The sequence below is a fragment of the Neorhizobium alkalisoli genome (assembly GCF_002968635.1).
In the GTDB taxonomy this organism is placed as follows: Bacteria; Pseudomonadota; Alphaproteobacteria; order Rhizobiales; family Rhizobiaceae; genus Neorhizobium; species Neorhizobium alkalisoli.
Map to the genome: position 1 here is coordinate 22,407 of NZ_PVBN01000002.1, position 24,949 is coordinate 47,355.

The following is a 24,949-nucleotide window of genomic DNA, read 5'->3' on the forward strand; positions in this document are numbered from 1 at the left end:
ATGATGATTTTTTCTTCATAGATGTCTGTAACATATCTGCTGCGTTACCACTTGCGCGCGGCGCGCCCGCTGCCATTTTAGCTTCGCGATTCTGAAATTCCTGGGGGCCCAGCTTGAACGCAAGATCGATCGATCATCTCGTACTGCCGGTGGCGGACCTTGCGTTCGCGCGTTCGCGGCTCACCGATCTCGGATTTACTGTTGCGCCGGATGCATTTCATCCTTTCGGCACCGCCAATGCTTGCGTGTTTTTCTCCGATGGCACCTATCTGGAGCCGCTGGCGATCGACAACCGCCGTCACGCGAGCGCTGCTGCGAAGCGGGGCAATGTCTTCACGGCACGCGATCTCGCTTTTCGAAAAGGCCGCAACAAGCAGGGATTTTCGGCCCTGGTCGTCGCGTCACAGGATGTTGCAGCCGATCATGCCCGCTTCAGGCTGCGCGGAATTTCCGCCGGTGACGTTCTGGAGTTTTCGCGCACGGTGACGATGCCCGACGGTTCTGAGACCGAGGCAAGTTTCCGGCTGGCGTTTGCGGGCGATGACCGGGCGCCCGATTTCTTCCTGTTCTCCGTTCAGCGCCTTGTTCCGCTGCCGTCCGACCGAGGCGAATTGGAGCGACATGCCAACACGGTTATCGGCCTGAGCGAGATCATCCTGTCCGCTCCGGCGCCGTCCGACTTCGCTCCTTTGGTCGAGGAAGTGCTGATGGCGCGAGGGGAGGCGGAGCCCGGTTTTCTGAAGCTGGCCGCCGCAAATGCTCGCATCCGGATCTTGGGAAATGAGGATCTGGAGGCGGAATTCGCGCTTCCGTCGGTCGCCGGTGCGGACGGTTTGCATGGCCGCGCGATCATCTTCAAGACGGCCGATCTTGCCGTGACAGAAATCATCCTTGCTGCTAATGACGTGGCATTCGTCCGCCGCGAGGGCCGCGTTCTGGTCTCGGCGGCCCCCGGCCAGGGTGTTTTGTTCGGCTTCGAGGAATAGATTTATGGAAGTTTCTGCCAATCCGCGCGTGCTAGTCGGCGAAGGGGACGGCCAGGTGGTTTTCGCGCAGGATGCGCGCCTGTCGCTGATCGCAGGTCCCTGCCAGATGGAAAGCCGCGACCACGCCTTCATGATCGCCGGCACGCTCAAGGAACTCTGCGGCAAGCTCGGCCTCGGCCTGGTCTACAAGTCGTCCTTCGACAAGGCAAACCGCACTTCGATTGCCGGCAAGCGCGGCATCGGGCTGGAAAACGCGATGGAGATCTTTGCCGATCTGAAGAAGGAATTCGGTTTCCCCGTCCTGACCGACATTCACACCGAAGAACAATGTGCGATGGTCGCCGGGACCGTGGACATCCTGCAGATCCCCGCCTTTCTCAGCCGTCAGACGGACCTCTTGATCGCCGCCGCCAGAACCGGCCGCGTCATCAACGTCAAGAAGGGCCAGTTCCTTGCCCCCTGGGACATGAAGAATGTGCTGGCCAAGTTCACCGCGAGTGGCAATCCGAATGTGCTGCTGTGCGAGCGCGGCGCGTCCTTCGGTTACAACACGCTTGTTTCGGACATGCGGTCGCTGCCGATCATGGCGGCCCTGGGCTCGCCGGTGGTGTTCGATGCCACGCATTCGGTCCAGCAGCCGGGCGGGCAGGGCGGTTCAAGCGGCGGCCAGCGGGAGTTCGTGGAAACGCTGGCGCGCGCCGCCGTTGCGGTCGGTGTTGCCGGGGTGTTTATCGAGACCCACGAGGATCCCGACAACGCCCCGTCCGACGGCCCCAACATGGTGCACCTGAAGGATATGCCGCGGCTGCTTGAAAAACTTCTCGCCTTCGATGCCATCGCAAAGGCGGCCTGAGAAGGTTCTCAGCCAGCCAGTCTCAAGCCCGTCTCTGGCCGGTGACTTCCGGCTGTCGCGGACGCCAGCTTGAAGCGGGATAGCAGGCGGTTGAGCTTGGCCGCCTCCTCGCCGAGTTCATGGCAGGCCGCGCTTGTCTCCTCCACCATCGCAGCGTTCTGCTGCGTCACCGTGTCCATACGGTTGATCGCCGTGTTGACCTCCTGGAGCGCCGTCGACTGCTCCGAGGAGGCACGCATGATCGAGCCGATGTGCTCGGTGACCTTGGCGACCTGGCCGTCGATGTCGCCCAGCGCCTCGCCCGTGCGGTTCACCAGCGAAACCCCGGCTGCCACCTGGTTCGCGGAGGTTTCGATCAACCGCTTGATTTCGTGGGCGAGGTTCGCCGAGCGCCCGGCGAGATCGCGGACTTCCTGCGCGACGACCGCAAAACCCTTGCCGGCCTCGCCGGCGCGGGCTGCCTCGACGCCGGCATTGAGGGCCAGCAGATTCGTCTGAAACGCGATCTCGTCGATCACGTTGATGATGCTGCTGATCTGGGCGGAGGAGGCCTCGATCTGTTCCATCGCCAGCACCGCCTCGCGCACGACGCCCGCAGAATGGGCCGCACCCTTCTGGGCGGCCGTCATCATGGTATTCGCCTCCTGCGCCCTCGCGGTCGCGTTTTTCATGGTGACGGTAATCTGATCGAGCGCCGAGGCTGCCTGCTCCAGCGAAGCCGCCTGATGCTCGGTGCGCTGCGCCAGGTCGTCGGTGCCGTTGGCGATCGCGCCGGAACCCGTCCGCACCGTCTCCGTCGCGCCGGAGATTTCCTGCATCACGGAATAAAGTGTCCGGATGCTGGAGTTGAATTCCTCCCGCAATTCCTCATAGGCCGCCTGGAACGGGTGGTTGATCTGCACGGTCAGGTCGCCGTGCGACAGGCGGGAGAGACCTTCCCGAAGATGTGAAATGACACCCTCTCTTTCGGCCTCTTCGTTCGCTTTGTCCTTCGCGAGCGCCAGGTCCCGTTCCGCCTGCGCCTGCCGATCGGCTTCCTGCCGCAGGCGGATATTGTCGCGCTCCTGCCCGGATTGGCGGAAGACGGTGACGGCATGCGCCATTTCGCCGATCTCGTCCTCGCGGCGGCTGAACGGCACCTCCCGGGAGTAATCGCCGCCTGCCAGCACCGTCATATAATCGCGCATGACAGAGAGGGGCACGATGGCGCGACGGCGAAAGAGATAGAGCCCGCCGACCAGAAGAAGCAGGGAGGTCGCAGCCGCGACAAGCGTGATCGAGGAAAGAAGCTTGGTCTGTTCGGTCGCATCCTTCTCCGCCTCTGCGAGGAAGACATTCGCCATCTCCACGAGTTCGTTGACCGCCGCCTCATGCACATGAAACTGCGTGGCAAGCTTTTCGAAGGCGGCGCCGATGACAGGCGTATTTCCAGCGAGGATTGCAGGCGACAGCTCGTCCTTCATCGTCTTCCAGAAGTCGTCGCCCTTCACAAGCACATCAGCGAGAAGCTTTTGCTTGAGGTCGGCGCTGAGTGCCGTTTCCTGCCAGTATTTTCGGCGGTCCTCGTAGGCCGGCTTCAGGACGGCCGCAACACGCTCGAGATTGGGTTTGGCGGCAGCCGGTCGCTGGACCGCTTCGAGCGCCAGCATATAGCTTTCCACCAGATAGAGAGGTGGCGGCAGGATATCGGCGACGAGGTCCTTGCCGTAGATGATCTGCCGGTACATCTCGCCGTTGACGCGAAGCTTGTTGAATGCGTGATTTTGAATGCCGATCGAAATGACAAGTCCAGTAGTGACCACCCCGGCAAAGATTGCCAGGCTACGCGCGATATTGAGTTTCATCGTTGCTCCCCCACAGAGCCCCTATGGACGGACCGTCCGTCCGCTTGAATGAAAATGCATTTTTCAAACTGCAATCGAGATGACGGGCGGCATTACGCGCCGCATGCCTTGCCGGCTTTTGCTTCTCACCTTCTGTTAACCATAAAACCCAATGGTTAATTCTGAGATAAGCTCGACTTTTGCCAGGCTGCCGCCCTTCAGTCGACCGCCTTCAAAGCCGTGACATATTCTTCCGATACCGCTCTTTCGCTCGGGGCCAGTCCGCGGATTGTATTTTGCACGTCTTCCATTAAGACAGGTTCCCACCAAACCACCACAGCAGGAAGAGCCATGACCGCCATCACCGATATCATCGCCCGTGAAATCCTCGACAGCCGCGGCAACCCCACCGTCGAAGTGGATGTCCATCTCGAAGATGGCTCGATGGGCCGCGCCGCCGTCCCCTCTGGCGCTTCTACCGGCGCGCATGAAGCGGTTGAGCTGCGCGATGGCGGAAAGCGTTATCACGGCAAGGGCGTCGAGAAGGCAGTTGAAGCCGTCAACACCGAAATCTTTGACGCGATCGGCGGATTCGATGCCGAGAGCCAGATCCATATCGACAAGACAATGATCGCCCTCGATGGCACGCCGAACAAGTCGCGCCTCGGCGCCAACGCCATCCTCGGCGTATCGCTCGCCGTCGCCAAGGCAGCGGCCGAAACGACCGGCTTGCCGCTCTATCGCTATGTCGGCGGCCCGAACGCGCACGTGCTTCCCGTACCGATGATGAACATCATCAACGGCGGCGCGCATGCCGACAACCCGATCGACTTCCAGGAATTCATGATCATGCCGGTCGGCGCCGATACCCTGCGCGATGCCGTGCGCATGGGTTCGGAAATCTTCCATGTTCTCAAGAAGGAGCTTGCGGCCCAGGGCCACAATACGAATGTCGGTGACGAAGGCGGCTTTGCGCCGGGCCTGAAAAGCGCTCCGGAAGCTCTCGATTTCATCATGAAGTCGGTCGAAAAGGCCGGTTACAGGCCGGGCGACGACGTCTGCCTCGCACTCGACTGCGCCTCGACGGAATTCTTCAAGAACGGCAAATACGAGATGGAAGGCGAAGGCCGCACGCTGGAGCCGGAAGCCATGGCGGATTACCTTGCCGAGCTTGCAGCAAAATACCCGATCATCTCGATCGAAGACGGCATGGCCGAAGACGATTGGGATGGCTGGAAGTACCTGACGGACAAGATCGGCTCCAGCGTCCAGCTCGTGGGCGACGATCTTTTCGTTACCAATTCCGCTCGCCTTCGCGACGGCATCAAGATGGGCGTGGCAAATTCCATCCTCGTGAAGGTCAATCAGATCGGCTCGCTGTCGGAAACGCTCGACGCGGTCGAAACGGCGCATAAGGCAAACTACACCGCCGTCATGTCGCATCGCTCCGGCGAGACGGAAGATTCGACCATTGCAGATCTTGCCGTCGCCACCAATTGCGGTCAGATCAAAACCGGCTCTCTTTCGCGCTCGGATCGCCTTGCCAAATACAACCAGCTTATCCGCATCGAGGAAATGCTGGGTCCGCAGGCGGCCTATGCCGGCCGCTCCGTCCTCAAGGTCTGAGCCTGCTCTTATTGTTTATTAGTGACTATGAAAGCCCGCGCCGAAAGCGCGGGCTTTTGCATCGAGGCATTGGAAACGATTGCTTAAGCAAGTTCTGCGAATTTTACCTTCTGTTCCGGATCGTTCGCGTGATCCGGCGAATGTGGCAAGGCGTTGAACGGCATGTGGACCAAGCATCATAAAAAAAGAAAATTTGGCCGCCTTGTTCTTCCTGCCATCACCATCGCCTTTCTTTCCTACTTCGGCTATCATTCGGTGCATGGCGATCTGGGGCTGATCGCCACGGAGGAATTCGAACGTCAGCGGCAGGCGCGCGCGGAGGAACTCGGCAAGCTGACCGCAAGACGTGAGGCACTCGAGCGGCAAGTGCGGCTGATGAGTGATGGTTCGCTGGAGAAGGATATGCTGGACGAGATCGCGCGTTATCAGCTCAATGTTTCGCGCCCTGACGAAATCGTCATCTTCGACAGCTACTTCTGAATTAACCAAAAATCAGTTAATTTTACCATTCGTCAATCTTTTCAAGGGGTTGTACGGAATGTGAGCCATGCATTTATGGCATTGCTGGGGCGCGGTTTCTTCCCTATGGTACGCCCCGAAACCAGAATGGGATTCCGGCGATGCAAGCCTCGGCGTCTGTTCCATTCTAAAACGCAGCACACAGGGAGGGATGAATGGCGCCGACTAAAACCGCGTCTGTATCCGGCCGCAAGCCCGCGGCAAGGTCTGCTACCAAAACCAGCTCCAAGCCAGCCAAAAAAGATTTCAACGGCGGCATTTTCGCCGAATTCAACAAGGACCAGGAGCTCACCGCTTATCGCGATATGCTGCTGATCCGCCGTTTCGAGGAAAAGGCCGGCCAGCTTTACGGCATGGGCTTCATCGGCGGTTTCTGTCACCTCTATATCGGCCAGGAAGCTGTCGTCGTCGGCATGCAGATGGCGCTGAAGGAAGGCGATCAGGTCATCACCGGTTATCGCGACCACGGGCACATGCTGGCGACCGGGATGAGCGCGCGCGGTGTCATGGCGGAACTGACGGGTCGTCGGGGTGGCTATTCCAAGGGGAAGGGCGGCTCCATGCACATGTTCTCCAAGGAAAAGCAGTTCTACGGCGGCCACGGCATCGTCGGCGCGCAGGTGTCGCTCGGCACCGGTCTCGCCTTCGCCAACAAATATCGCGGCAACGACAATGTCTCGACCGCCTATTTCGGCGACGGTGCGGCCAACCAGGGGCAGGTCTATGAAAGCTTCAACATGGCCAATCTGTGGAAGCTGCCGGTCGTCTACGTGATCGAGAACAACCGCTACGCCATGGGGACCTCCGTTGCCCGCGCCTCGGCCCAGACCGATTTCTCGCAGCGCGGCGCCTCCTTCGGCATTCCAGGCTTCCAGGTGGATGGCATGGACGTGCGCGCCGTCAAGGCTGCGGCGGATGAGGCAGTCGCCCATTGCCGTGCCGGCAAGGGTCCGATCATCTTGGAAATGCTGACCTACCGCTATCGCGGTCACTCGATGTCCGACCCGGCGAAATATCGCTCCAAGGACGAAGTGCAGAAGATGCGCTCCGAGCACGATCCGATCGAGCAGGTGCGCGCCCGCCTTCTCGAAAAGGGCTGGGCAACCGAGGACGAGCTGAAGGCGATCGACAAGGACGTGCGCGACATCGTCGCCGACTCGGCCGATTTCGCCCAGGCCGATCCGGAGCCGGATGTTTCCGAGCTCTACACCGACATTCTGCTCTGATCGAGGGGAGGGAACTTCATGCCTATCGACATCCTTATGCCCGCCCTTTCCCCGACCATGGAGGAAGGCACGCTCAGCAAGTGGCTGAAACAGGAAGGTGACAAGGTCACCTCCGGCGACGTGATCGCCGAAATCGAGACCGACAAGGCGACCATGGAAGTGGAAGCCGTCGATGAAGGCGTGATCGGCAAGCTGCTGGTTCCGGCCGGCACCGAAAACGTCAAGGTCAATACCAAGATCGCCGTGCTGCTCGCCGAAGGCGAAAGCGCCGATTCCATCGGTTCTTCCGCGCCGGCCGCGCCGAAGGCTGATGCGGACACGCCTGCTGCGACGTCCGATGCTGCCGGCGGCAAGGCTCGTCAATCGGCCGAAGAGCCGACGGCTGCATCTGACAGCAAGGTCCCGGCCCAGCCGAAGCTGGACGTCGCCTCCGATCCGGACATTCCGGCCGGCACCGAAATGGTGACGATGACGGTCCGTGAAGCGCTGCGCGACGCGATGGCCGAAGAAATGCGCCGCGACGAAGACGTCTTCGTGATGGGTGAAGAAGTCGCCGAATATCAGGGCGCCTACAAGATCACCCAAGGTCTCTTGCAGGAGTTCGGTCCGCGCCGCGTGGTTGACACGCCGATCACCGAACACGGTTTTGCCGGTGTCGGCGTCGGTGCGGCCATGGCCGGCCTGAAGCCGATCGTCGAGTTCATGACCTTCAACTTCGCCATGCAGGCGATCGACCACATCATCAACTCCGCCGCCAAGACGCTTTACATGTCCGGCGGCCAGATGGGCGCACCGATCGTCTTCCGCGGCCCGAACGGCGCGGCCGCCCGTGTCGCGGCCCAGCACAGCCAGGATTACGCCGCCTGGTACAGCCAGATACCGGGTCTCAAGGTGGTCATGCCCTACACGGCTGCCGACGCCAAGGGCCTGTTGAAGGCTGCTATCCGCGATCCGAACCCGGTTATCTTCCTGGAAAACGAAATCCTCTACGGCCATTCCTTCGAAGTGCCGAAGCTCGATGACTTCGTTCTGCCGATCGGCAAGGCGCGCATCCACAAGACCGGCAAGGACGTAACCATCGTCTCCTGGGGCATCGGCATGACCTACTCGGTCAAGGCGATTGCGGAACTGGAGAAGGAAGGCATCGACGTCGAGCTGATCGACCTCAGGACCATCCGGCCGATGGATCTGCCGACGGTCATCGAATCGGTCAAGAAGACCGGCCGCCTCGTTACCGTGGAAGAAGGTTATCCGCAGTCGTCCGTCGGTACCGAGATCGCCACCCGCGTCATGCAGCAGGCCTTCGATTATCTCGATGCGCCGATCCTGACGATCGCCGGCAAGGACGTTCCGATGCCTTACGCGGCGAACCTGGAAAAGCTCGCTCTGCCGAATGTCGGCGAAGTCGTCCAGGCGGTCAAAACCGTCTGCTACAAATAAGGGGAGGAGGTTCCGATGCCGATCAACATCACCATGCCTGCCCTTTCGCCGACCATGGAAGAGGGCAATCTTTCCAAATGGCTCGTCAAGGAAGGCGACAAGGTCAAGTCCGGCGATGTGATCGCCGAGATCGAAACCGACAAGGCGACCATGGAAGTGGAAGCCGTCGATGAAGGCACCGTTGCCAAGATCGTCGTGCCGGCCGGCACCGAGGCGGTCAAGGTCAACGCCCTGATCGCGATCCTCGCCGGCGAAGGCGAGGACGTATCGGCGGCTGCGTCGTCGGGCGGTGGGGCTGCTGCCCCGGCGCTGAGGGCCGAGGCTGCGCCTGCTCCCAAGGCGGAAGCGGTTCCGGCACAAAAAGCCTCCGAACCGGCTCCGGCCGCCGTTGCCGCTCCGGCACCGGCTGCTCCCGGCGCTCGCCCCTTCTCTTCACCGCTCGCCCGTCGTCTGGCCAAGGACGCCGGCCTCGACTTGTCGGCGGTTGCCGGCTCCGGTCCGCACGGCCGCGTCGTCAAGGCCGATATCGAAAAGGCTGTCGCTTCCGGTGGCGCAAAGGCCGCTCCGGCAGCAGCCCCGCAGGCAGCTCCCGCCGGTGCTCCAGCTCCGGCAATGGCCAAAGGTCCGTCGGATGAAGCCACGCTCAAGCTCTTCCCCGAGGGCTCCTACGAGCTTCTGCCGCATGACGGCATGCGCAAGACGATCGCCTCGCGCCTTACAGAGTCGACCCAGACGGTTCCGTCCTACACCATCTCGATGGATTGCGAGATCGACGCGCTTCTGAAGCTGCGCGCCGAGATCAACGCGTCGGCACCGGTGAAGAAGACCGAGAAGGGCGAAGTCCCGGCCTTCAAGCTGTCGGTCAACGACTTCATCATCAAGGCGATGGCGCTGGCACTGCGCGAAGTCCCGATGGCGAACGCCTCCTGGACCTCGACTGCCCGCGTCAAGCACAAGCACTCGGATGTCGGTGTTGCCGTATCGATCCCGGACGGCCTGATCACCCCGATCGTTCGCAAGGCGGAAACCAAGACGCTGTCCGTCATCTCCAACGAGGTGAAGGATCTCGCCAAGCGCGCCCGCGACAAGAAGTTGAAGCCGGAGGAATACCAGGGCGGCACGACATCCGTGTCGAACCTCGGCATGTTCGGCGTCTCCTCATTCACCTCGATCGTCAACCTGCCGCAGGCCTCGATCGTCTCGATCGGCGCCGGCGTCGAAAAGCCGGTTGTCAGGAGCGGCAAGATCGAGGTCGGCACGGTGATGACGGCAACCTTCGCCTTCGACCACCGCGTCATCGATGGCGCGCTCGGTGCCGAACTTGCTTCGGCCTTCAAGCGCTACATCGAAAACCCGATGGCGATGCTCGTCTGAGCTGGAGGGCGGCCTCGTGAAGACCGTTCTCTGCTTCGGCGATTCGCTCACCTGGGGTTACGACCCGGAAGCACCCGGCCGGCATGCCATTGAGGACCGCTGGCCGAGCGTTCTGGGTGCGGCGCTCGGCGATCAGGTGACAATCATTGCCGAAGGCCTGAACGGCCGCACGACCGGTTATGACGATCATCTCGCCGATTGCGACCGCAACGGCGTCAGAAATCTGCCGACCGTGCTGCATACCCATATGCCGCTCGATCTGGTGGTCGTCATGCTCGGCACCAACGACATGAAGCCGATGATCGCCGGCACCGCACATGCCGCGCGCGCCGGCGTTCAGCGGCTGGTGGCGCTGATCCGCCGGCACGACTATTCCTTCGAATACGAGGTGCCGGAGATCCTGATCGTTTCGCCGCCGCCGCTTTGCGAAACCGCCGACCCGGTGTTTTCGGCGATCTTCCGGGGCGGCATCGAGCAGTCCGCCATGCTCGCATCGCTATATCGCGATCTTGCGGACGATCTCGGTTGCGGCTTTTTCGACGCTGGATCGGTCGCGAAGACGACGCCGATCGACGGCGTACATCTGACTGCGGAAAATACCCGTGCCATCGGACGCGGCCTCGAGCCCATCGTCCGGATGATGCTTGGGCTTTAGAGAAAATTCCAGAGGCGGGTCGCGTCAGGCTGGCCGCCCAATGAAAAGGCAGGAAAGCAATGGCTCAGTCCTACGACGTCATCGTTATCGGCTCCGGTCCGGGAGGCTATATCGCCGCAATCCGCGCGAGCCAGCTCGGCATGAAAGTTGCTGTCGTCGAGCGCGAACATCTCGCCGGCATCTGCTCCAATTGGGGCTGCATCCCGACCAAGGCGCTGCTGCGCTCGGCCGATGTCATGCACACCGCGAGCCATGCCAAGGATTACGGCCTGACGCTCGAAGGCACGATCAAGCCGGACGTCAAGGCGATCGTCGCCCGTTCACGCGGCATCGCGCATCGCATGAACAACGGCGTCGGCTTCCTGTTCAAGAAGAACAAGGTCGATATCATCTGGGGCGAGGCTAAGGTCACCAAGCCCGGCGAGGTCGTCGTTTCCAAGCCGACCAAGAAGCCGGTCGAGCCGGTCGGCCCGGTGCCGAAGAATACGCTCGGTGAGGGCACCTATACCGCCAAGCACATCATCGTCGCCACCGGCGCCCGCCCTCGCGCGCTGCCAGGCATCGAGCCGGACGGCAAGCTGATCTGGACCTATTTCGAGGCGATGAAGCCCGAGGAGATGCCGAAGTCGCTGCTTGTCATGGGTTCTGGCGCGATCGGCATCGAGTTCGCAAGCTTCTACCGCACCATGGGCGTCGACGTCACCGTCGTCGAGATCATGAGCCAGGTGATGCCGGTCGAGGACGCGGAGATCTCCGCCGTCGCCAAGAAGCAGTTCGAGCGCCAGGGCATGAAGATCCATCTGGAGGCGAAAGTCGCCAAGGTGGAGAAGGGTGCAAACTCGATCACCGCCCATGTCGAGAAGAAGGACGGATCGGTCGAGAAGATCACCGCCGACCGGATGATCTCGGCCGTCGGCGTGCAGGCCAATGTCGAGGGTATCGGCCTTGAGGCGATCGGCGTGAAGACCGACCGAGGCTTCATCGTCATCGACGGCTACGGCAAGACCAACGTTCCGGGCATCTACGCGATCGGCGATGTCGCCGGCCCGCCGCTGCTCGCGCACAAGGCCGAACACGAAGCGGTCATCTGCGTCGAAAAGATTGCCGGCCTGCCGAACGTTCACCCGATGGACAAGCTGAAGATCCCGGGCTGCACCTATTGCAACCCGCAGGTCGCCTCTGTCGGTCTGACGGAAACCAGGGCGAAGGCCGAGGGCCGCGATATCCGCGTCGGCCGCTTCCCCTTCGTGGCCAACGGCAAGGCAATCGCGCTCGGCGAGGACCAGGGGCTGGTGAAAACCATCTTCGACAGGAAGACCGGCGAGCTCATCGGCGCGCATATGGTCGGTGCGGAAGTGACGGAACTCATTCAGGGCTTCGTTGTCGCCATGAACCTGGAGACGACGGAAGAGGAACTGATGCACACCATCTTCCCGCATCCGACGATTTCGGAAACGATGAAGGAAAGCGTGCTCGACGCCTATGGCCGGGCGCTGAACGCCTGATACTCAAGCATTGCGAACGGGCGGGCTACCGCCCATATCTTCTGAAACAACTTTGAACGGGGTAATATTATGGGTGTGGGTTGGTTGGCGGCGATCATTATCGGCGGCCTGGCGGGATGGCTTGCGGGCAAGCTGATGGACGTCCGTTTCGGCATCTTCATGAACATCGTGATCGGCATTGTCGGCGCGATTCTGGCGAACGCCATTTTCACCCGCGCAGGCATCTATGTCGCCAGCGGATGGCTGGGTTACCTGGTCACGGGTTTCATCGGCTCGTGCATTTTGTTATTCGTTGCCAAACTCGTCAGACGCTGACGACATTCCGCGACAATCGCGGTTGAAAGCAGGTTCCTAATGGTCACGATTCTCGACAGGACGACGGTAGGCGAGGAAAAGCGCGTGCGTCATCCGGAAAAGGCGCATCGTCCCGATACGGAGGTGATGCGCAAGCCGGACTGGATCCGCGTGCGGGCGCCGACCTCCAAGGGGTATGCCGAGACGCGTTCGATCGTGAAGGAAAACAAGCTCGTCACCGTCTGCGAGGAAGCCGGCTGCCCGAATATCGGCGAGTGCTGGGACAAGAAGCACGCGACCTTCATGATCATGGGCGAGATCTGTACGCGCGCCTGCGCCTTCTGCAATGTGGCGACCGGCAAGCCGAACGCACTCGACATGGAGGAGCCGGAAAACGTCGCCAAGGCCGTCAGGCAGATGGGGCTTTCCCACGTCGTCATCACCTCGGTCGATCGTGACGATCTGGAGGACGGCGGCGCCGAACATTTCGAAAAGGTGATCTGGGCGATCCGCGCGGCCTCCCCGATGACCACCATCGAGATCCTCACCCCAGATTTCCTGAAGAAGCCGGGTGCATTGGAGCGTGTCGTGGCGGCCAGGCCCGACGTCTTCAACCACAATATGGAAACCGTCCCCGGCAACTATCTGACGGTCCGCCCCGGCGCTCGTTACTTCCACTCCATCCGGCTGCTGCAGCGGGTGAAGGAGCTGGATCCGACCATGTTCACCAAATCGGGCATCATGGTTGGCCTCGGCGAGGAGCGTAATGAAGTGCTGCAGCTCATGGACGATCTGCGCACCGCAGACGTGGATTTCCTGACCATCGGCCAATATCTGCAGCCGACGCGCAAGCACCACAAGGTGATGAGCTTCGTCACCCCGGAGGAGTTCAAGTCCTACGAGACGGTCGCCTATACCAAAGGTTTCCTGATGGTGGCGTCGAGCCCGCTGACCCGCTCATCGCACCATGCCGGCGACGATTTCGCGCGGTTGAAGGCTGCCCGCGAAAAGAAGCTCCTGGCTGCCGCCGAATAGGCGGCATGCCGGATTATTCGGCCGCGTCGATCTTTTCGGTCTTGCTCTGGCCGCGCCGTCTTCCCCGCAGGGTGAAGCGCTGACCGCGTGCTTCGCCTTTCGCCATTTCAATGAGATAGGCAAGCATGGGGAGCTCGTTCATGTCGGCGAGCTGCTTTGCGGATTCGAGCAGCTTTATCATCTGAGAAAAATCGTCCATGGATGCTTCGTTCGATTACGCCAGTGGGTCGCTTGAGTGTGCTCATTGTACGCGTGATTTGCGGCAATGCACCATTGAGTTCGAAATAGCACATTAAATTCCGTTAATCAGAATTTGTTTGCCTAGAGGAGAGACTGGGGCCGCCCGTCCCGGTGTTGAAATCCCGGCGCCAGATGCGCGAACTCCTTGATCTTCTGGAAGCGCGCGCTTAACTGCGGATCATGCCAAAGTTCGAAATCCACCGCCCCGTGAAGCATAGCGCCGACCAGATGTACGCGCTCGTTGCCGATGTCGAGAAATATCCGGAATTCCTGCCGCTCTGTGAAGCGCTGGCAATCCGGTCCAGCAAGGAGCGCGACGGCAAGACGCTTCTGGTTGCCGATATGACGGTCGGCTACAAGGCGATACGCGAGACTTTCACGACCCAGGTTCTGCTCAATCCGGCCGAGCGCGCGATCGACGTCAAATACATCGAGGGACCGTTCAAATATCTCGACAATCGCTGGCGCTTCGCCCCCCCGGCGGATGGTTCTTCGGCCGGCTGCGTGGTGCATTTCTTCATCGACTACGAGTTCAAGAGCATGATTCTCGGCGCCCTGATGGGGTCGATGTTCGACCGCGCTTTCCGAATGTTCGCAGAAGCCTTCGAGAAGCGTGCGGATAAAATCTACGCCTGATTTGCCGGGTTCGTACTGGCGGCGTCGATCAGCATCTCCAGCGCGGTTCTGACAGTTGCGAGACGCACCGCCGTTCGGCCGATATCGCCGTAGCGCATCTCGCGGTGGAAAGTGATACCGGAGCGGTTTCTTGCGGCAAGATGCACCAGGCCGATCGGCTTGTCTGCCGATCCGCCGCTAGGCCCGGCGATGCCCGTCACCGCGACGGCAAGGGTTGCCCTCGATCGGAACAGCGCGCCATGCACCATCTGCAGCGCCGTTTCCCTGGACACCGCGCCGAAAGCGGCCAATGTCGCTTCGGTAACGCCGAGCATATCCATCTTCGCCTGGTTGGTGTAGGTGACGAAGCCGCGGTCGACGACGGCCGAAGAGCCGGATATTTCGGTCAGTGCGCCGGCGATCAGTCCGCCCGTGCAGGACTCGGCCGTTGAGACCATCAGCCCGCGCGCGGAAAAGTCGGCGACGATCCTCCTTGCCTGATCTTCGATGTCGGCGGGAAACAGGGTCACCCGGCATCCCCCCGATAGACGACCGTCGCGGTTGCGATCGCTGCGATGCCCTCGCGGCGGCCGACAAAACCGATCTTCTCGTTGGTCGTCGCCTTGACCGAGCAGCGGTTCAGGGAAATGCCGAGTATCTCGGCAAGATTTTCGCGCATCTCCTGTCGGTGCGGGGCAATCTTCGGAGCTTCGGCAATCAGCGAGATATCCGCATTCATGATCGTGCCACCCCGTTCTCGTACCACCTTTGCGGCATGATCCAGGAAGATCCTGGAGGGTGCACCCCGCCACTGCATGTCGGAGGGCGGGAAATGGTCGCCGATGTCGCCGGCGCCGCAGGTGGCGAGCAGGGCGTCGGTGAGCGCATGCATGGCGACGTCGGCGTCCGAATGGCCGACGAGCCTCTGATCGTGGGGAATGAAGACGCCGCAGAGCGTCACGCCGTCGCCGGGCTCGAGCTGATGCACATCGTAGCCGTTGCCGGTGCGCACGTCGGGCAGCGGGTGGTGCGAGAGTTTTTCGTCGGCCATGGCGATATCCCGCTTCACGGTAAGTTTGATGTTGTCGGCGGAACCCTCCACCAGCATGACCGGCAGGCCTGCCCATTCGGCAATCGAGGCATCGTCGGTGAAATCGTCGCGGCGCAGCGCAGCCGCCTTTTCGTGGGCGGTACGGATCGAGGAGAGGACAAAGCTCTGCGGCGTCTGCGCGGCAAAAAGCCCGGCACGCGGCACCGTCTCGTGAACCAGGTGGTCAGGCCCGCCTCGTTTCAGCGTGTCGGTCACGGGCATGGCGGGCAGAACGCCTTCCTGTCCGCCATCGAGCGATTCGGCGACCCGATCAAGAAGCGTATGATCCACGAACGGCCGCGCGGCGTCGTGGATCATAACATGGGTGGCCTCGGTCGCTGACAAAGCTCTGAGACCCTCGTACACAGAACGCTGCCGGGTATCGCCTCCGAAGGTTGTCACGAACCGCTCTGCACCCGAAAGCTCGGCGACGGCCGCAGCAAACAGCGCTTCGTCGTCCGGATGTATGACGACCACGATCGGGCCGCTCCGCGACCAGCTGAGAAACCGTTCGAGCGTATGGGCGATCACCGGCCTTTTCCCGATGCGCCGGTATTGCTTCGGCCCGTCTTCCGCCGATCCTGCCCGTTCGCCGCGGCCTGCGGCTACGATGATGATGCCGATTGTCATGGAGTTGTCGTCCACGCGCCGTACCCATTTCTGCGTTCCGAAGGATTGACAGGGCGAGAACTATAGAATGAAAAGCGGCTTTTCCAGCAGGCCGCTCAAAAATAACGCAGTTCCGGAATTGCTCTTGGCAAACGCTTCGGGACTGAATAAAAATAGTGCAGCAATCCAATGTGCCCGAAAGATCATCATTTGCATTTTCAAGATCTCGCCAACTCCTTCCACATCGGGCCCGTAGCCATTCGCAACCGTGTGGTCCTGGCGCCGATGTCCGGAGTTACGGATCTGCCGTTCCGGCGGCTCGCCTGGCGTTTCGGGGCCGGCCTGGTCGTGACCGAGATGGTTGCCAGCCGCGAACTGGTGCTGAACCGCGGCGAGTCCTGGGCCCGGCTGAAGCGAGCCGGCATTTCTCCGCATATGGTCCAGCTCGCCGGCCGCGAGGCTCGCTGGATGGCCGAGGCCGCGAAGATTGCCGCCGACAACGGCGCCGACATCATCGACATCAACATGGGCTGCCCGGCCAAGAAGGTCACCGGCGGTTATTCCGGTTCGGCGCTGATGCGTGATCCGGATCTCGCCCTGTCGCTGATCGAGGCGACGGTCAATGCGGTCGATGTCCCGGTGACGCTCAAGATGCGGCTTGGTTGGGACGAAAACTCCATCAACGCACCGGATATCGCTCGCCGTGCCGAGGACGCCGGCATCCAGCTCGTGACGATCCATGGCCGAACCCGCATGCAGTTCTATGAGGGCAGGGCGGATTGGAACGCGATCCGTCTGGTGCGCGACGCGGTCTCGATCCCGCTGATCGCCAACGGCGACGTCGAAACGCCGGAAGATGCCGCCGGCATTCTGGAGCGTTCGGGTGCCGATGCGGTCATGGTCGGAAGAGGCGCGCAAGGACGTCCCTGGCATATCGGCTGGCTCGCCGGCCACGCGGCACCTTCGCAGCCGGAAATCGCCGGTCTTGTCGTCGAACATTATGAAGCGATGCTGGAGCTTTACGGCCGCGAGGCCGGGTTGCGCCATGCACGCAAACATCTCGGTTGGTATCTCGATCGCTTTGCGCCGGATCTGCCGACCGGAGAAAAGGCCGCCATCATGATTTCCAAGGACCCGGCTGAGGTCGCACGCCGGATGACCGCAGCGCTGACCGGAAACACGGCTGTCGGGCGCAAGGAGGCTGCATGAGTTCGCGGGTGCAAGATTCGGCAAGCGGCAATGCGCTCGCCATGGCCGTCCTCAATTCGGTCCAGAATCCGGTGATTCTCGTTGACGCCGAGGGCAGGGTCGCCTTCGCCAACTGGGAGGCGGAGGCCTTCTTCGGCTCCAGCGCGGCGCATCTCGCCAAGAACGAAATTTCCACCTTCATTCCCTTCGGCAGTCCTCTTCTCGCGCTGATCGATCAGGTGCGCGAGCGCAAGGCCCCCGTCAACGAATACAGGGTCGACCTGTCCTCGCCGCGCCTTGGCCAGGAAAAGCTGGTGGACCTCTATGTCGCACCGGTGGTGAGCGAGCCGGGGTCGGTCGTCGTGGTCTTCCAGGAACGCTCCATGGCGGACAAAATCGACCGCCAGCTGACCCATCGTGCCGCCGCTCGATCGGTGACGGGTCTGGCGTCCATGCTGGCGCACGAGATCAAGAACCCGCTGTCGGGCATCCGCGGCGCAGCCCAGCTCCTCGAGACCTCGGTCCCGGACGACGACAGGGCGCTGACGCGGCTGATCTGCGACGAGACGGACCGCATCGTTTCGCTGGTCGACCGCATGGAGGTATTTTCCGACGAACGCCCGGTAGACCGGGTGCCGCTGAATATCCATTCCGTCCTCGATCATGTGAAGGCCGTGGCAAAAGCCGGTTTCGCCCGCGAGATCAAGATTTCCGAAATGTACGATCCGTCGCTGCCGCCGGTCTATGCGAACCGCGACCAGCTCGTGCAGGTCTTCCTGAACCTCATCAAGAATGCCGCGGAAGCCGTCGGCGATCAGCCGGATGGTGAGATCATGCTGACGACCGCCTATCGTCCCGGCATCAAACTCTCTGTCGCCGGTACGCGGGAGAAGATTTCGCTGCCGCTCGAATTCTGCGTCATCGACAACGGTCCCGGCGTGCCGACCGATTTGCTGCCGCATCTTTTTGATCCCTTTATCACGACCAAGACCAATGGGTCCGGTCTCGGCCTTGCCCTGGTTGCCAAGATCATCGGTGCGCATGGCGGCATCGTCGAATGCGACAGCCAGGCGCGCCGCACCACCTTCCGCGTTCTGATGCCCATGCACAAGGAAGAGGCCGCGGACGGCCGCTCCTTGAACTCCACAGGAAGTGAAAAATGACTGCCACGATCCTAGTCGCCGACGACGACGCGGCCATCCGGACAGTTCTGAACCAGGCTCTGACCAGGGCAGGCTACGATGTGCGCATCACCTCGAACGCCGCCACTCTCTGGCGCTGGATTTCGGCCGGCGAGGGCGATCTGGTCGTTACCGATGTGGTCATGCCGGACGAGAACGCCTTCGACCTTCTGCCGCGCATCAAGAAGTCGCGTCCGGAGCTGCCGGTCCTTGTCATGAGCGCCCAGAACACCTTCATGACGGCGATCAAGGCTTCCGAAAAGGGCGCCTATGATTACTTGCCCAAGCCCTTCGATCTTACCGAGCTGATCGCCATTATCGGCCGGGCGCTCGCCGAGCCGAAGCGCAAACCCGCCCGCCTCGACGACGACACGCAGGACGGCATGCCGCTCGTCGGCCGCTCGGCCGCCATGCAGGAAATCTACCGGGTCCTTGCCCGTCTGATGCAGACGGACCTGACGCTGATGATCACCGGCGAGTCCGGCACCGGCAAGGAACTGGTGGCGCGCGCGCTGCACGACTACGGCAAGCGCCGCAACGGCCCGTTCGTCGCGATCAACATGGCCGCCATTCCGCGCGACCTGATCGAATCGGAGCTTTTCGGCCATGAAAAGGGGGCCTTCACCGGCGCCCAAAGCCGCTCGACCGGCCGGTTTGAGCAGGCCGAAGGGGGCACCCTCTTCCTCGACGAGATCGGCGACATGCCGATGGATGCGCAGACTCGTCTTCTGCGCGTCCTGCAGCAAGGCGAATACACCACCGTCGGCGGCCGCACGCCGATCCGTACCGACGTGCGGATCGTCGCGGCGACCAACAAGGATCTGAAACAGCTCATCAACCAGGGTCTCTTCCGCGAAGACCTCTACTACCGCCTGAACGTCGTGCCGCTGCGCCTGCCGCCTTTGCGCGATCGCGCCGAGGATATCCCGGACCTCGTCCGCCATTTCATGCAGATGGCCGAGAAGGAAGGCCTGGATGCCAAGCGCTTCGACAGCGAGGCCCTGGACCTGATGAAGGCCTATGCATGGCCGGGCAATGTGCGTGAGCTGGAAAACCTCGTCCGTCGTCTGATGGCGCTTTACCCGCAGGATGTTATCACCCGGGAGATTATCGAGTCGGAGCTGCGCTCCGAAGTGCCGGACAGCCCGATCGATAAGATGGGAGCACGCACCGGTTCTCTGACGATTGCCCAGGCGGTCGAGGAAAACATGCGGACCTATTTCTCGAGCTTCGGCGACAATCTGCCGCCGCCCGGCCTCTACGACCGGGTCCTGACGGAAATGGAATATCCGCTCATCCTTGCCGCCCTTACCGCCACCCGTGGCAACCAGATCAAGGCGGCCGATTTGCTCGGTCTCAACCGCAACACCCTCCGCAAGAAGATTCGCGAACTCGGCGTCTCTGTCTACCGCAGCTCCCGGGGTGCCTGAGTTAAGTTGTTGAAGCAAGACCGGACTTTGTTCCGGCTGCTTGACAGGAATGGTTCATCGTTGCATTTTCGCCACAATGCGTTGCTTAAAGGCCACGCAGGGCTTGGGGTTTGCTCTTGGAGTGGCGGCTCTTGATGGGGTAGCCGAGCCGTACGGGAAGGTTCTGTCGCTTCGTCCGGTTTTTCCGGGCTGAAACGATCTCCCGCGAGGACTTGGAGATCGGAGTTATCTAATGACGGAAGGCGTGACAGCGCCGATGGCCGAAAACGAGCCGGCAATGTCGGCGCAGGATCGGCGTGCTTCCTTTGCGCTTCCCGGCCTTCTGCTGGCCGGTGGCGCGCTTATCTGCGCATCCCTGACGCTCTTCGTGTTGCTCGGGCTGACGCCGATTGCTCCGAGCACGAACGTTGTCATCGCATCGGCGGTCATCAATTCGCTTTTCATTCTGGGGTTGATGTATCTGATCGGCCGCGAAGTGCTGCGTCTGGTGAAGGCGCGCAATCGCGGCCGCGCAGCCGCGCGTCTGCATGTGCGCATCGTCGTCCTCTTTTCCATCGTTGCCATCACGCCGGCTGTGCTCGTGGCGATCTTTGCCAGCTTGACCTTGAATGTCGGCCTCGACCGCTGGTTTTCGCTGCGTACTCAGTCGATCGTGCAGTCCTCGCAGGACGTTGCTCGCGCCTATATGCTCGAAAACGCGAGCTACCTTCAGGGGCAGACCGTCTCGATGTCGAACGACCTCGAGCGCAACCGTGCCATGTTTTATCTCGACCGCACAGGTTTTGTGGACCTGATGACCCGTCAGGCGCGGGGCCGGGGCATGCTGGGTGCTTTTCTTGTGCGCGAGGACGGTGAGGCAATCGTTCAGGCCGATATCAAGACCGAAAAGCCGCTGCCGGCAATTCCCTCGGACGCGCTGAAGACCGCAGCGGCCGGTCAACCGACGCTTATCCCGCCCGGTGTGACGAACCTCGTCGGCGCCGTCATCAAGCTCGATACCATCCAGGGCGCTTTCCTCTATACGATCCGGGCCGTCGATCCGAAGGTCATAGCGGCCATGCGGCTCATGGAGGAGAACACGGCCGAATACCAGGCGATGGAAGCCGGTCGCACCTCGTTGCAGATCGCGTTCGCCGTGCTCTATCTCGGTTTCGCGCTCATCGTGCTGCTGGCGGCGATCTGGACGGCGATTGCCGTCGCCGACCGCATCGTCCGGCCGATCCGGCTCCTGATCAGCGCGGCCGATAGCGTTGCGACCGGCAATCTCAACGTCGTGGTGCCGGTACGCGCAGCCGACGGCGACGTGGGCAACTTGTCGCGTACCTTCAACAAGATGATCTCCCAGATCCGCAGTCAGCGCGACGAAATCCTCGAGGCGAAGGACGAGGTGGACGACCGCCGCCGCTTCATCGAGGCGGTGCTATCGGGTGTCACAGCGGCCGTGATCGGCGTGGAAGAGGATCGGCGCATCACGATCGTCAATCCTTCCGCCGAAGAACTGCTTGGCGTTTCCGCCGAAGCCCTCATGGGCGAAAAGTTGCAGGATATCGCGCCCGAAATAGATCAGGTGCTGACGGAGGCGAAGACCCGCGCCCGCGGCGATTTCCGCAAGCAGGTGAACCTGATACGCGGCGGCAAGGAACGGACGCTTTCGATGCAGGTCACGCGCGAGGAACAGCGTGCAGCGCAGGAATCCTATGTGGTGACCCTCGACGACATCACGGATCTGGTCATTGCCCAACGTTCGACTGCATGGGCGGATGTGGCAAGACGTATCGCCCACGAGATCAAGAATCCGCTGACCCCGATCCAGCTGTCTGCGGAGCGCCTGAAACGCCGCTACGGCAAGCAGATCGCCGAGGACGACCGTGCAGTTTTTGACCAGTGCACCGATACGATTGTCCGTCAGGTCGGCGATATCGGCCGGATGGTCGACGAATTTTCGGCCTTTGCCCGCATGCCCAAACCCGCCAAGGAGGAAGCCGACCTGCGCGATATCCTGCGCGACGCGATCTTCTTGCGGGAGATGGGCACCACCCACGTGGATTTCGTTCGCGAGCTCGGGGACGAACCGCTTAGGGGCATGTTCGATTCACGCATGCTGGGGCAGGCCTTCGGCAATCTCATCAAGAACGCAGTTGAAGCGATCGAAGCCGTACCGAGCAGCGAAGAGCGGGACGGCCGCAAGGTCAAGGTGCGCTCGGTATTCGATGCCGCCCGCGATGCCTATGTCGTCGACATCATCGACAACGGCAGCGGTCTTCCATCGGAAAACCGGCATCGCATTCTCGAACCCTATATGACCATGCGCGAGAAGGGCACGGGCCTCGGGCTCGCGATCGTCAAGAAGATCATTGAGGAACACGGCGGGCAGCTCGAACTGCATGATGCGCCTGCCGATTTTGATCATGGCAAGGGTGCCATGATCAGGGTTCTGCTGCCGCATGCCCAGCAGGCAGTAGTGCCCGGAACGGATAATAGCAAGGAATTGGCATATGGCGTCTGATATTCTGGTCGTGGATGACGAGGCAGACATTCGCGAAATCGTTTCAGGTATTCTTTCCGACGAGGGTCACGAGACCCGCACCGCGCACGACAGCGACAGCGCACTTGCCACGATTTCGGATCGCGTGCCGCGGCTCGTTTTCCTCGACATCTGGATGCAAGGTTCGAGACTTGACGGCCTGGCGCTGCTGGACGAGATCAAGAGCCGCCACCCGGATCTGCCGGTCGTCATGATCTCCGGCCACGGCAACGTCGAAACCGCCGTCTCCGCCATCAAGCGCGGCGCCTTCGATTTCATCGAAAAGCCCTTCAAGGCCGACCGGCTGATCCTGATCGCCGAGCGGGCGCTGGAAAACTCCAAGCTGAAGCGGGAGGTCACCGAACTCAAGAAGCGCACCGGCGATGCGGCCGAGCTGGTGGGCACGTCTGTTGCGGTTTCGCAGCTCCGGCAGACGATCGAAAAGGTCTCGCCCACCAACAGCCGCATCATGATCCTCGGTCCGTCCGGTTCCGGCAAGGAACTGGTTGCGCGGATGATTCACAAGAAGTCTAGCCGTTCGGCCGGGCCTTTCGTGGCGCTCAATGCCGCGACGATTACGCCGGATCGGATGGAAATCGCCCTTTTCGGCACCGAGGGCGGTCCTGGGCAGCCGCGCAAGATCGGTGCCCTGGAAGAGGCCCATCGCGGTATTCTCTATCTCGACGAGATTGGCGAGATGCCGCGGGAGACCCAGAACAAGATCCTGCGCGTCCTCGTCGACCAGCAGTTCGAACGGGTCGGCGGGTCCAAACGCGTCAAGGTCGATGTCCGCATCATCTCCTCCACCGCCTACAACCTCGAAAGCCTGATCGCCGACGGCTCCTTCCGCGAGGATCTCTATCACCGCCTCGCCGTGGTGCCGGTCAAGGTGCCGGCGCTCGCCGAGCGCCGCGAGGATATTCCTTTCCTGGTGGACATGTTCATGCGGCAGATTTCCGAACAGGCCGGCATCCGGCCGCGGCGGATCGGAGAGGATGCGATGGCGGTTCTCCAGGCGCATGACTGGCCGGGCAACATCCGCCAGCTTCGCAACAATATCGAGCGGCTGATGATCCTTGCCCGCACCGACGGGCCGGATACCGCGATCTCGGCCGACATGCTGCCGACCGACCTCGGCGACATGCTGCCCAAGGTGGCGGGAAAGGGGGATTATCACATCATGACCCTGCCGCTCCGCGAGGCGCGTGAAATGTTCGAGCGCGATTATCTGATCGCCCAGATCAACCGTTTTGGCGGCAACATCTCCCGCACCGCGGAGTTCGTCGGGATGGAACGTTCGGCATTACATCGCAAGCTCAAGTCATTGGGCGTCTGACCGAAAGTCCTGAGCGATGAAAGTCATCATATGCGGCGCGGGGCAGGTGGGTTACGGCATCGCCGAACGGCTGTCGCAGGAAGACAATGACGTCTCGGTCATCGACACCTCCGCATCACTGATCGCGGCGATCACCGAAACCCTCGACGTGAAGGGTTACGTCGGCCACGGCGCGCATCCGGACATGCTGGAAAAGGCTGGCGCCGAAGATGCAGACATGATCATCGCCGTCACTCTTTACGACGAGGTCAACATCGTCGCCTGTGAGGTCGCGCATGCACTGTTTTCGGTGCCGACCAAGATCGCCCGCATCCGGGCCCAGAATTATCTGAAGCCGGAATATGCCGACCTGTTCAGCCGCCAGAACATGTCGATCGATGTGACGATCTCGCCGGAGATCGAGGTCGGCAAGATGGTGCTGCGCCGGATCTCCTTTCCGGGGGCCACGGATGTTGCCAAGTTTGCCGAGGACCATATCGCCATGGTGGCGATCGAGTGCATGGAGGATTGCCCGGTCATAGCCACTCCGCTGCACCAGCTGTCGGATCTCTTTCCGGATCTGATGGCGACAGTGGCCGGCATCTTCCGCAACGGCCGCCTGACGGTGGCCCGGTCATCGGACGAGCTGAATGTCGGCGACCTTGCCTATGTGATCTGCCAGCGCGAGCATATCCGCCGAACGCTCGGCCTGTTCGGCCATGAGGAGCAGGAGGCACGCCGCATCGTCATCGCCGGCGGCGGCAATATCGGCCATTACGTGGCCAGCACGATCGAAGAGTATCAGCCGAGGACGCGGCTGAAGATCATCGAGAGCGACCGCGAACGGGCGGGTGCTGTCTCGGAAAAGCTGCGGAACACCATCGTCCTGCACGGTTCGGCGCTCGACCAGAATATTCTGGCCCAGGCGGATATCCAGGACACCGACCTGATGGTGATGCTGACCAATAACGACCAGATCAATATTTTGGGGGCGGTGCTGGCAAAGTCGCTCGGCTGCAAGTCGAACCTCGTGCTGATCAATTCCTCGTCGCTTCACCAGCTCACCGATTCCGTCGGCATCGACGCGCAGATCAATCCGCGGGCGGTCACCATCTCCCGCGTCCTGCAGCATGTCCGCAAGGGCCGCATCCGCTCCGTCTATGCGGTGCAGAAGGGCGCGGCGGAGGTGATCGAGGCGGAGGCCCTCGAAACCTCGCCGCTGGTCGGCCGGCCGTTCCGCGAGCTCGAGCTGCCCGAGGGGATCCGTATCGGGGCGATCTATCGCGGCGGCACGGTCATTCGTCCGAACGGCGACACCAGGATCAAGGCGCGCGACCGGGTCGTGCTTTTCGCGACTGCCGAGGCTGTGCGGGACGTGGAGCAGCTTTTTCGGGTTTCGATCCAGTATTTCTGATTTTTTG

At 61.6% G+C, this 24,949-nt stretch carries 22 protein-coding genes; 18 read left to right on the forward strand and 4 right to left on the reverse strand.

Going from position 1 to position 24,949, the window contains the following annotated elements; all coding sequences use genetic code 11:
* The first annotated feature begins 113 nt into the window (after positions 1 to 113).
* A complete protein-coding gene (locus C5L13_RS04610) occupies positions 114 to 986 on the forward strand; it encodes a VOC family protein (protein ID WP_105382105.1) in 873 nt (290 codons plus the stop codon).
* A gap of 4 nt (positions 987 to 990) precedes the next feature.
* The gene (gene kdsA / locus C5L13_RS04615; RefSeq protein ID WP_105382106.1) at positions 991 to 1,839 is read left to right on the forward strand and encodes a 3-deoxy-8-phosphooctulonate synthase; all 849 of its coding nucleotides are present in this window, start codon (positions 991 to 993) and stop codon (positions 1,837 to 1,839) included.
* 8 nt (positions 1,840 to 1,847) lie between these two features.
* Here kdsA and C5L13_RS04620 read toward each other — a convergent pair whose 3' ends face one another.
* Complete coding sequence (locus C5L13_RS04620) at positions 1,848 to 3,683, reverse strand: methyl-accepting chemotaxis protein (protein WP_105382107.1); 1,836 nt, start codon at positions 3,681 to 3,683, stop codon at positions 1,848 to 1,850.
* A 330-nt stretch (positions 3,684 to 4,013) separates the two neighbouring features.
* On the opposite strand from C5L13_RS04620, the gene eno reads away from it, so the two are divergent.
* The 9 genes from eno (at position 4,014) to lipA (ending at position 13,336) form a co-directional block, all read left to right on the forward strand.
* Positions 4,014 to 5,288, forward strand: coding sequence for a phosphopyruvate hydratase (gene eno / locus C5L13_RS04625; protein WP_105382108.1), 1,275 nt, complete (start codon positions 4,014 to 4,016; stop codon positions 5,286 to 5,288).
* A 162-nt stretch (positions 5,289 to 5,450) separates the two neighbouring features.
* Positions 5,451 to 5,768 carry an FtsB family cell division protein gene (locus tag C5L13_RS04630; RefSeq protein ID WP_105382109.1) on the forward strand — a complete coding sequence of 106 codons (318 nt, stop codon included), beginning with the start codon at positions 5,451 to 5,453 and terminating at the stop codon, positions 5,766 to 5,768.
* Between the two features lie 194 nt (positions 5,769 to 5,962).
* Positions 5,963 to 7,033, forward strand: a complete 1,071-nt coding sequence (pdhA, locus tag C5L13_RS04635; protein ID WP_105382110.1) for a pyruvate dehydrogenase (acetyl-transferring) E1 component subunit alpha — start codon at positions 5,963 to 5,965, stop codon at positions 7,031 to 7,033.
* Positions 7,034 to 7,051: 18 nt separating this feature from the next.
* Positions 7,052 to 8,473: a pyruvate dehydrogenase complex E1 component subunit beta gene (locus tag C5L13_RS04640; protein WP_105382111.1), complete on the forward strand. Its 1,422-nt coding sequence runs from the start codon at positions 7,052 to 7,054 to the stop codon at positions 8,471 to 8,473.
* A 15-nt stretch (positions 8,474 to 8,488) separates the two neighbouring features.
* The gene (locus C5L13_RS04645; RefSeq protein WP_105382112.1) at positions 8,489 to 9,847 is read left to right on the forward strand and encodes a pyruvate dehydrogenase complex dihydrolipoamide acetyltransferase; all 1,359 of its coding nucleotides are present in this window, start codon (positions 8,489 to 8,491) and stop codon (positions 9,845 to 9,847) included.
* Positions 9,848 to 9,863: 16 nt separating this feature from the next.
* The gene (locus C5L13_RS04650; protein ID WP_105382113.1) at positions 9,864 to 10,502 is read left to right on the forward strand and encodes an SGNH/GDSL hydrolase family protein; all 639 of its coding nucleotides are present in this window, start codon (positions 9,864 to 9,866) and stop codon (positions 10,500 to 10,502) included.
* Positions 10,503 to 10,561: 59 nt separating this feature from the next.
* Positions 10,562 to 12,007, forward strand: coding sequence for a dihydrolipoyl dehydrogenase (lpdA, locus tag C5L13_RS04655; protein WP_105382114.1), 1,446 nt, complete (start codon positions 10,562 to 10,564; stop codon positions 12,005 to 12,007).
* Between the two features lie 66 nt (positions 12,008 to 12,073).
* Complete coding sequence (locus tag C5L13_RS04660; RefSeq protein ID WP_105382115.1) at positions 12,074 to 12,322, forward strand: GlsB/YeaQ/YmgE family stress response membrane protein; 249 nt, start codon at positions 12,074 to 12,076, stop codon at positions 12,320 to 12,322.
* Between the two features lie 39 nt (positions 12,323 to 12,361).
* Complete coding sequence (gene lipA, locus C5L13_RS04665; protein WP_105382116.1) at positions 12,362 to 13,336, forward strand: lipoyl synthase; 975 nt, start codon at positions 12,362 to 12,364, stop codon at positions 13,334 to 13,336.
* A gap of 13 nt (positions 13,337 to 13,349) precedes the next feature.
* Here lipA and C5L13_RS04670 read toward each other — a convergent pair whose 3' ends face one another.
* Positions 13,350 to 13,535 (reverse strand): hypothetical protein, encoded by a 186-nt coding sequence (locus tag C5L13_RS04670; RefSeq protein WP_105382117.1) that lies wholly within the window; start codon positions 13,533 to 13,535, stop codon positions 13,350 to 13,352.
* Positions 13,536 to 13,756: 221 nt separating this feature from the next.
* Between C5L13_RS04670 and C5L13_RS04675 the strand changes: the two genes are divergently transcribed.
* On the forward strand, positions 13,757 to 14,212 hold the full coding sequence (locus C5L13_RS04675) for a type II toxin-antitoxin system RatA family toxin (protein ID WP_105382118.1): 456 nt from the start codon (positions 13,757 to 13,759) through the stop codon (positions 14,210 to 14,212).
* Here the strand turns inward: C5L13_RS04675 and C5L13_RS04680 are convergent.
* On the reverse strand, positions 14,203 to 14,721 hold the full coding sequence (locus tag C5L13_RS04680) for a CinA family protein (protein ID WP_105382119.1): 519 nt from the start codon (positions 14,719 to 14,721) through the stop codon (positions 14,203 to 14,205). The genes C5L13_RS04675 and C5L13_RS04680 overlap by 10 nt on opposite strands.
* The gene (locus C5L13_RS04685) at positions 14,718 to 15,911 is read right to left on the reverse strand and encodes a bifunctional 2-C-methyl-D-erythritol 4-phosphate cytidylyltransferase/2-C-methyl-D-erythritol 2,4-cyclodiphosphate synthase (RefSeq protein WP_105382120.1); all 1,194 of its coding nucleotides are present in this window, start codon (positions 15,909 to 15,911) and stop codon (positions 14,718 to 14,720) included. Before C5L13_RS04685 ends, C5L13_RS04680 begins: the two co-directional genes overlap by 4 nt.
* 168 nt (positions 15,912 to 16,079) lie before the next feature.
* Here C5L13_RS04685 and dusB point away from each other — a divergent pair, with 168 nt between their 5' ends.
* The 6 genes from dusB (at position 16,080) to trkA (ending at position 24,942) form a co-directional block, all read left to right on the forward strand.
* Positions 16,080 to 17,099 carry a tRNA dihydrouridine synthase DusB gene (gene dusB / locus C5L13_RS04690; RefSeq protein WP_105382121.1) on the forward strand — a complete coding sequence of 340 codons (1,020 nt, stop codon included), beginning with the start codon at positions 16,080 to 16,082 and terminating at the stop codon, positions 17,097 to 17,099.
* Entirely contained in the window at positions 17,096 to 18,241 is a 1,146-nt protein-coding gene (locus C5L13_RS04695) for a two-component system sensor histidine kinase NtrB (RefSeq protein ID WP_105382122.1), read from the forward strand. Before dusB ends, C5L13_RS04695 begins: the two co-directional genes overlap by 4 nt.
* Positions 18,238 to 19,689, forward strand: a complete 1,452-nt coding sequence (gene ntrC, locus C5L13_RS04700; protein ID WP_105382123.1) for a nitrogen regulation protein NR(I) — start codon at positions 18,238 to 18,240, stop codon at positions 19,687 to 19,689. Before C5L13_RS04695 ends, ntrC begins: the two co-directional genes overlap by 4 nt.
* Positions 19,690 to 19,921: 232 nt before the next feature.
* Positions 19,922 to 22,195, forward strand: coding sequence for a sensor histidine kinase NtrY-like (locus C5L13_RS04705; protein ID WP_105382124.1), 2,274 nt, complete (start codon positions 19,922 to 19,924; stop codon positions 22,193 to 22,195).
* On the forward strand, positions 22,185 to 23,549 hold the full coding sequence (ntrX, locus tag C5L13_RS04710; RefSeq protein WP_105382125.1) for a nitrogen assimilation response regulator NtrX: 1,365 nt from the start codon (positions 22,185 to 22,187) through the stop codon (positions 23,547 to 23,549). Before C5L13_RS04705 ends, ntrX begins: the two co-directional genes overlap by 11 nt.
* 16 nt (positions 23,550 to 23,565) lie before the next feature.
* Positions 23,566 to 24,942 carry a Trk system potassium transporter TrkA gene (trkA, locus tag C5L13_RS04715; RefSeq protein WP_105382126.1) on the forward strand — a complete coding sequence of 459 codons (1,377 nt, stop codon included), beginning with the start codon at positions 23,566 to 23,568 and terminating at the stop codon, positions 24,940 to 24,942.
* The last annotated feature ends 7 nt before the right edge of the window (positions 24,943 to 24,949 follow it).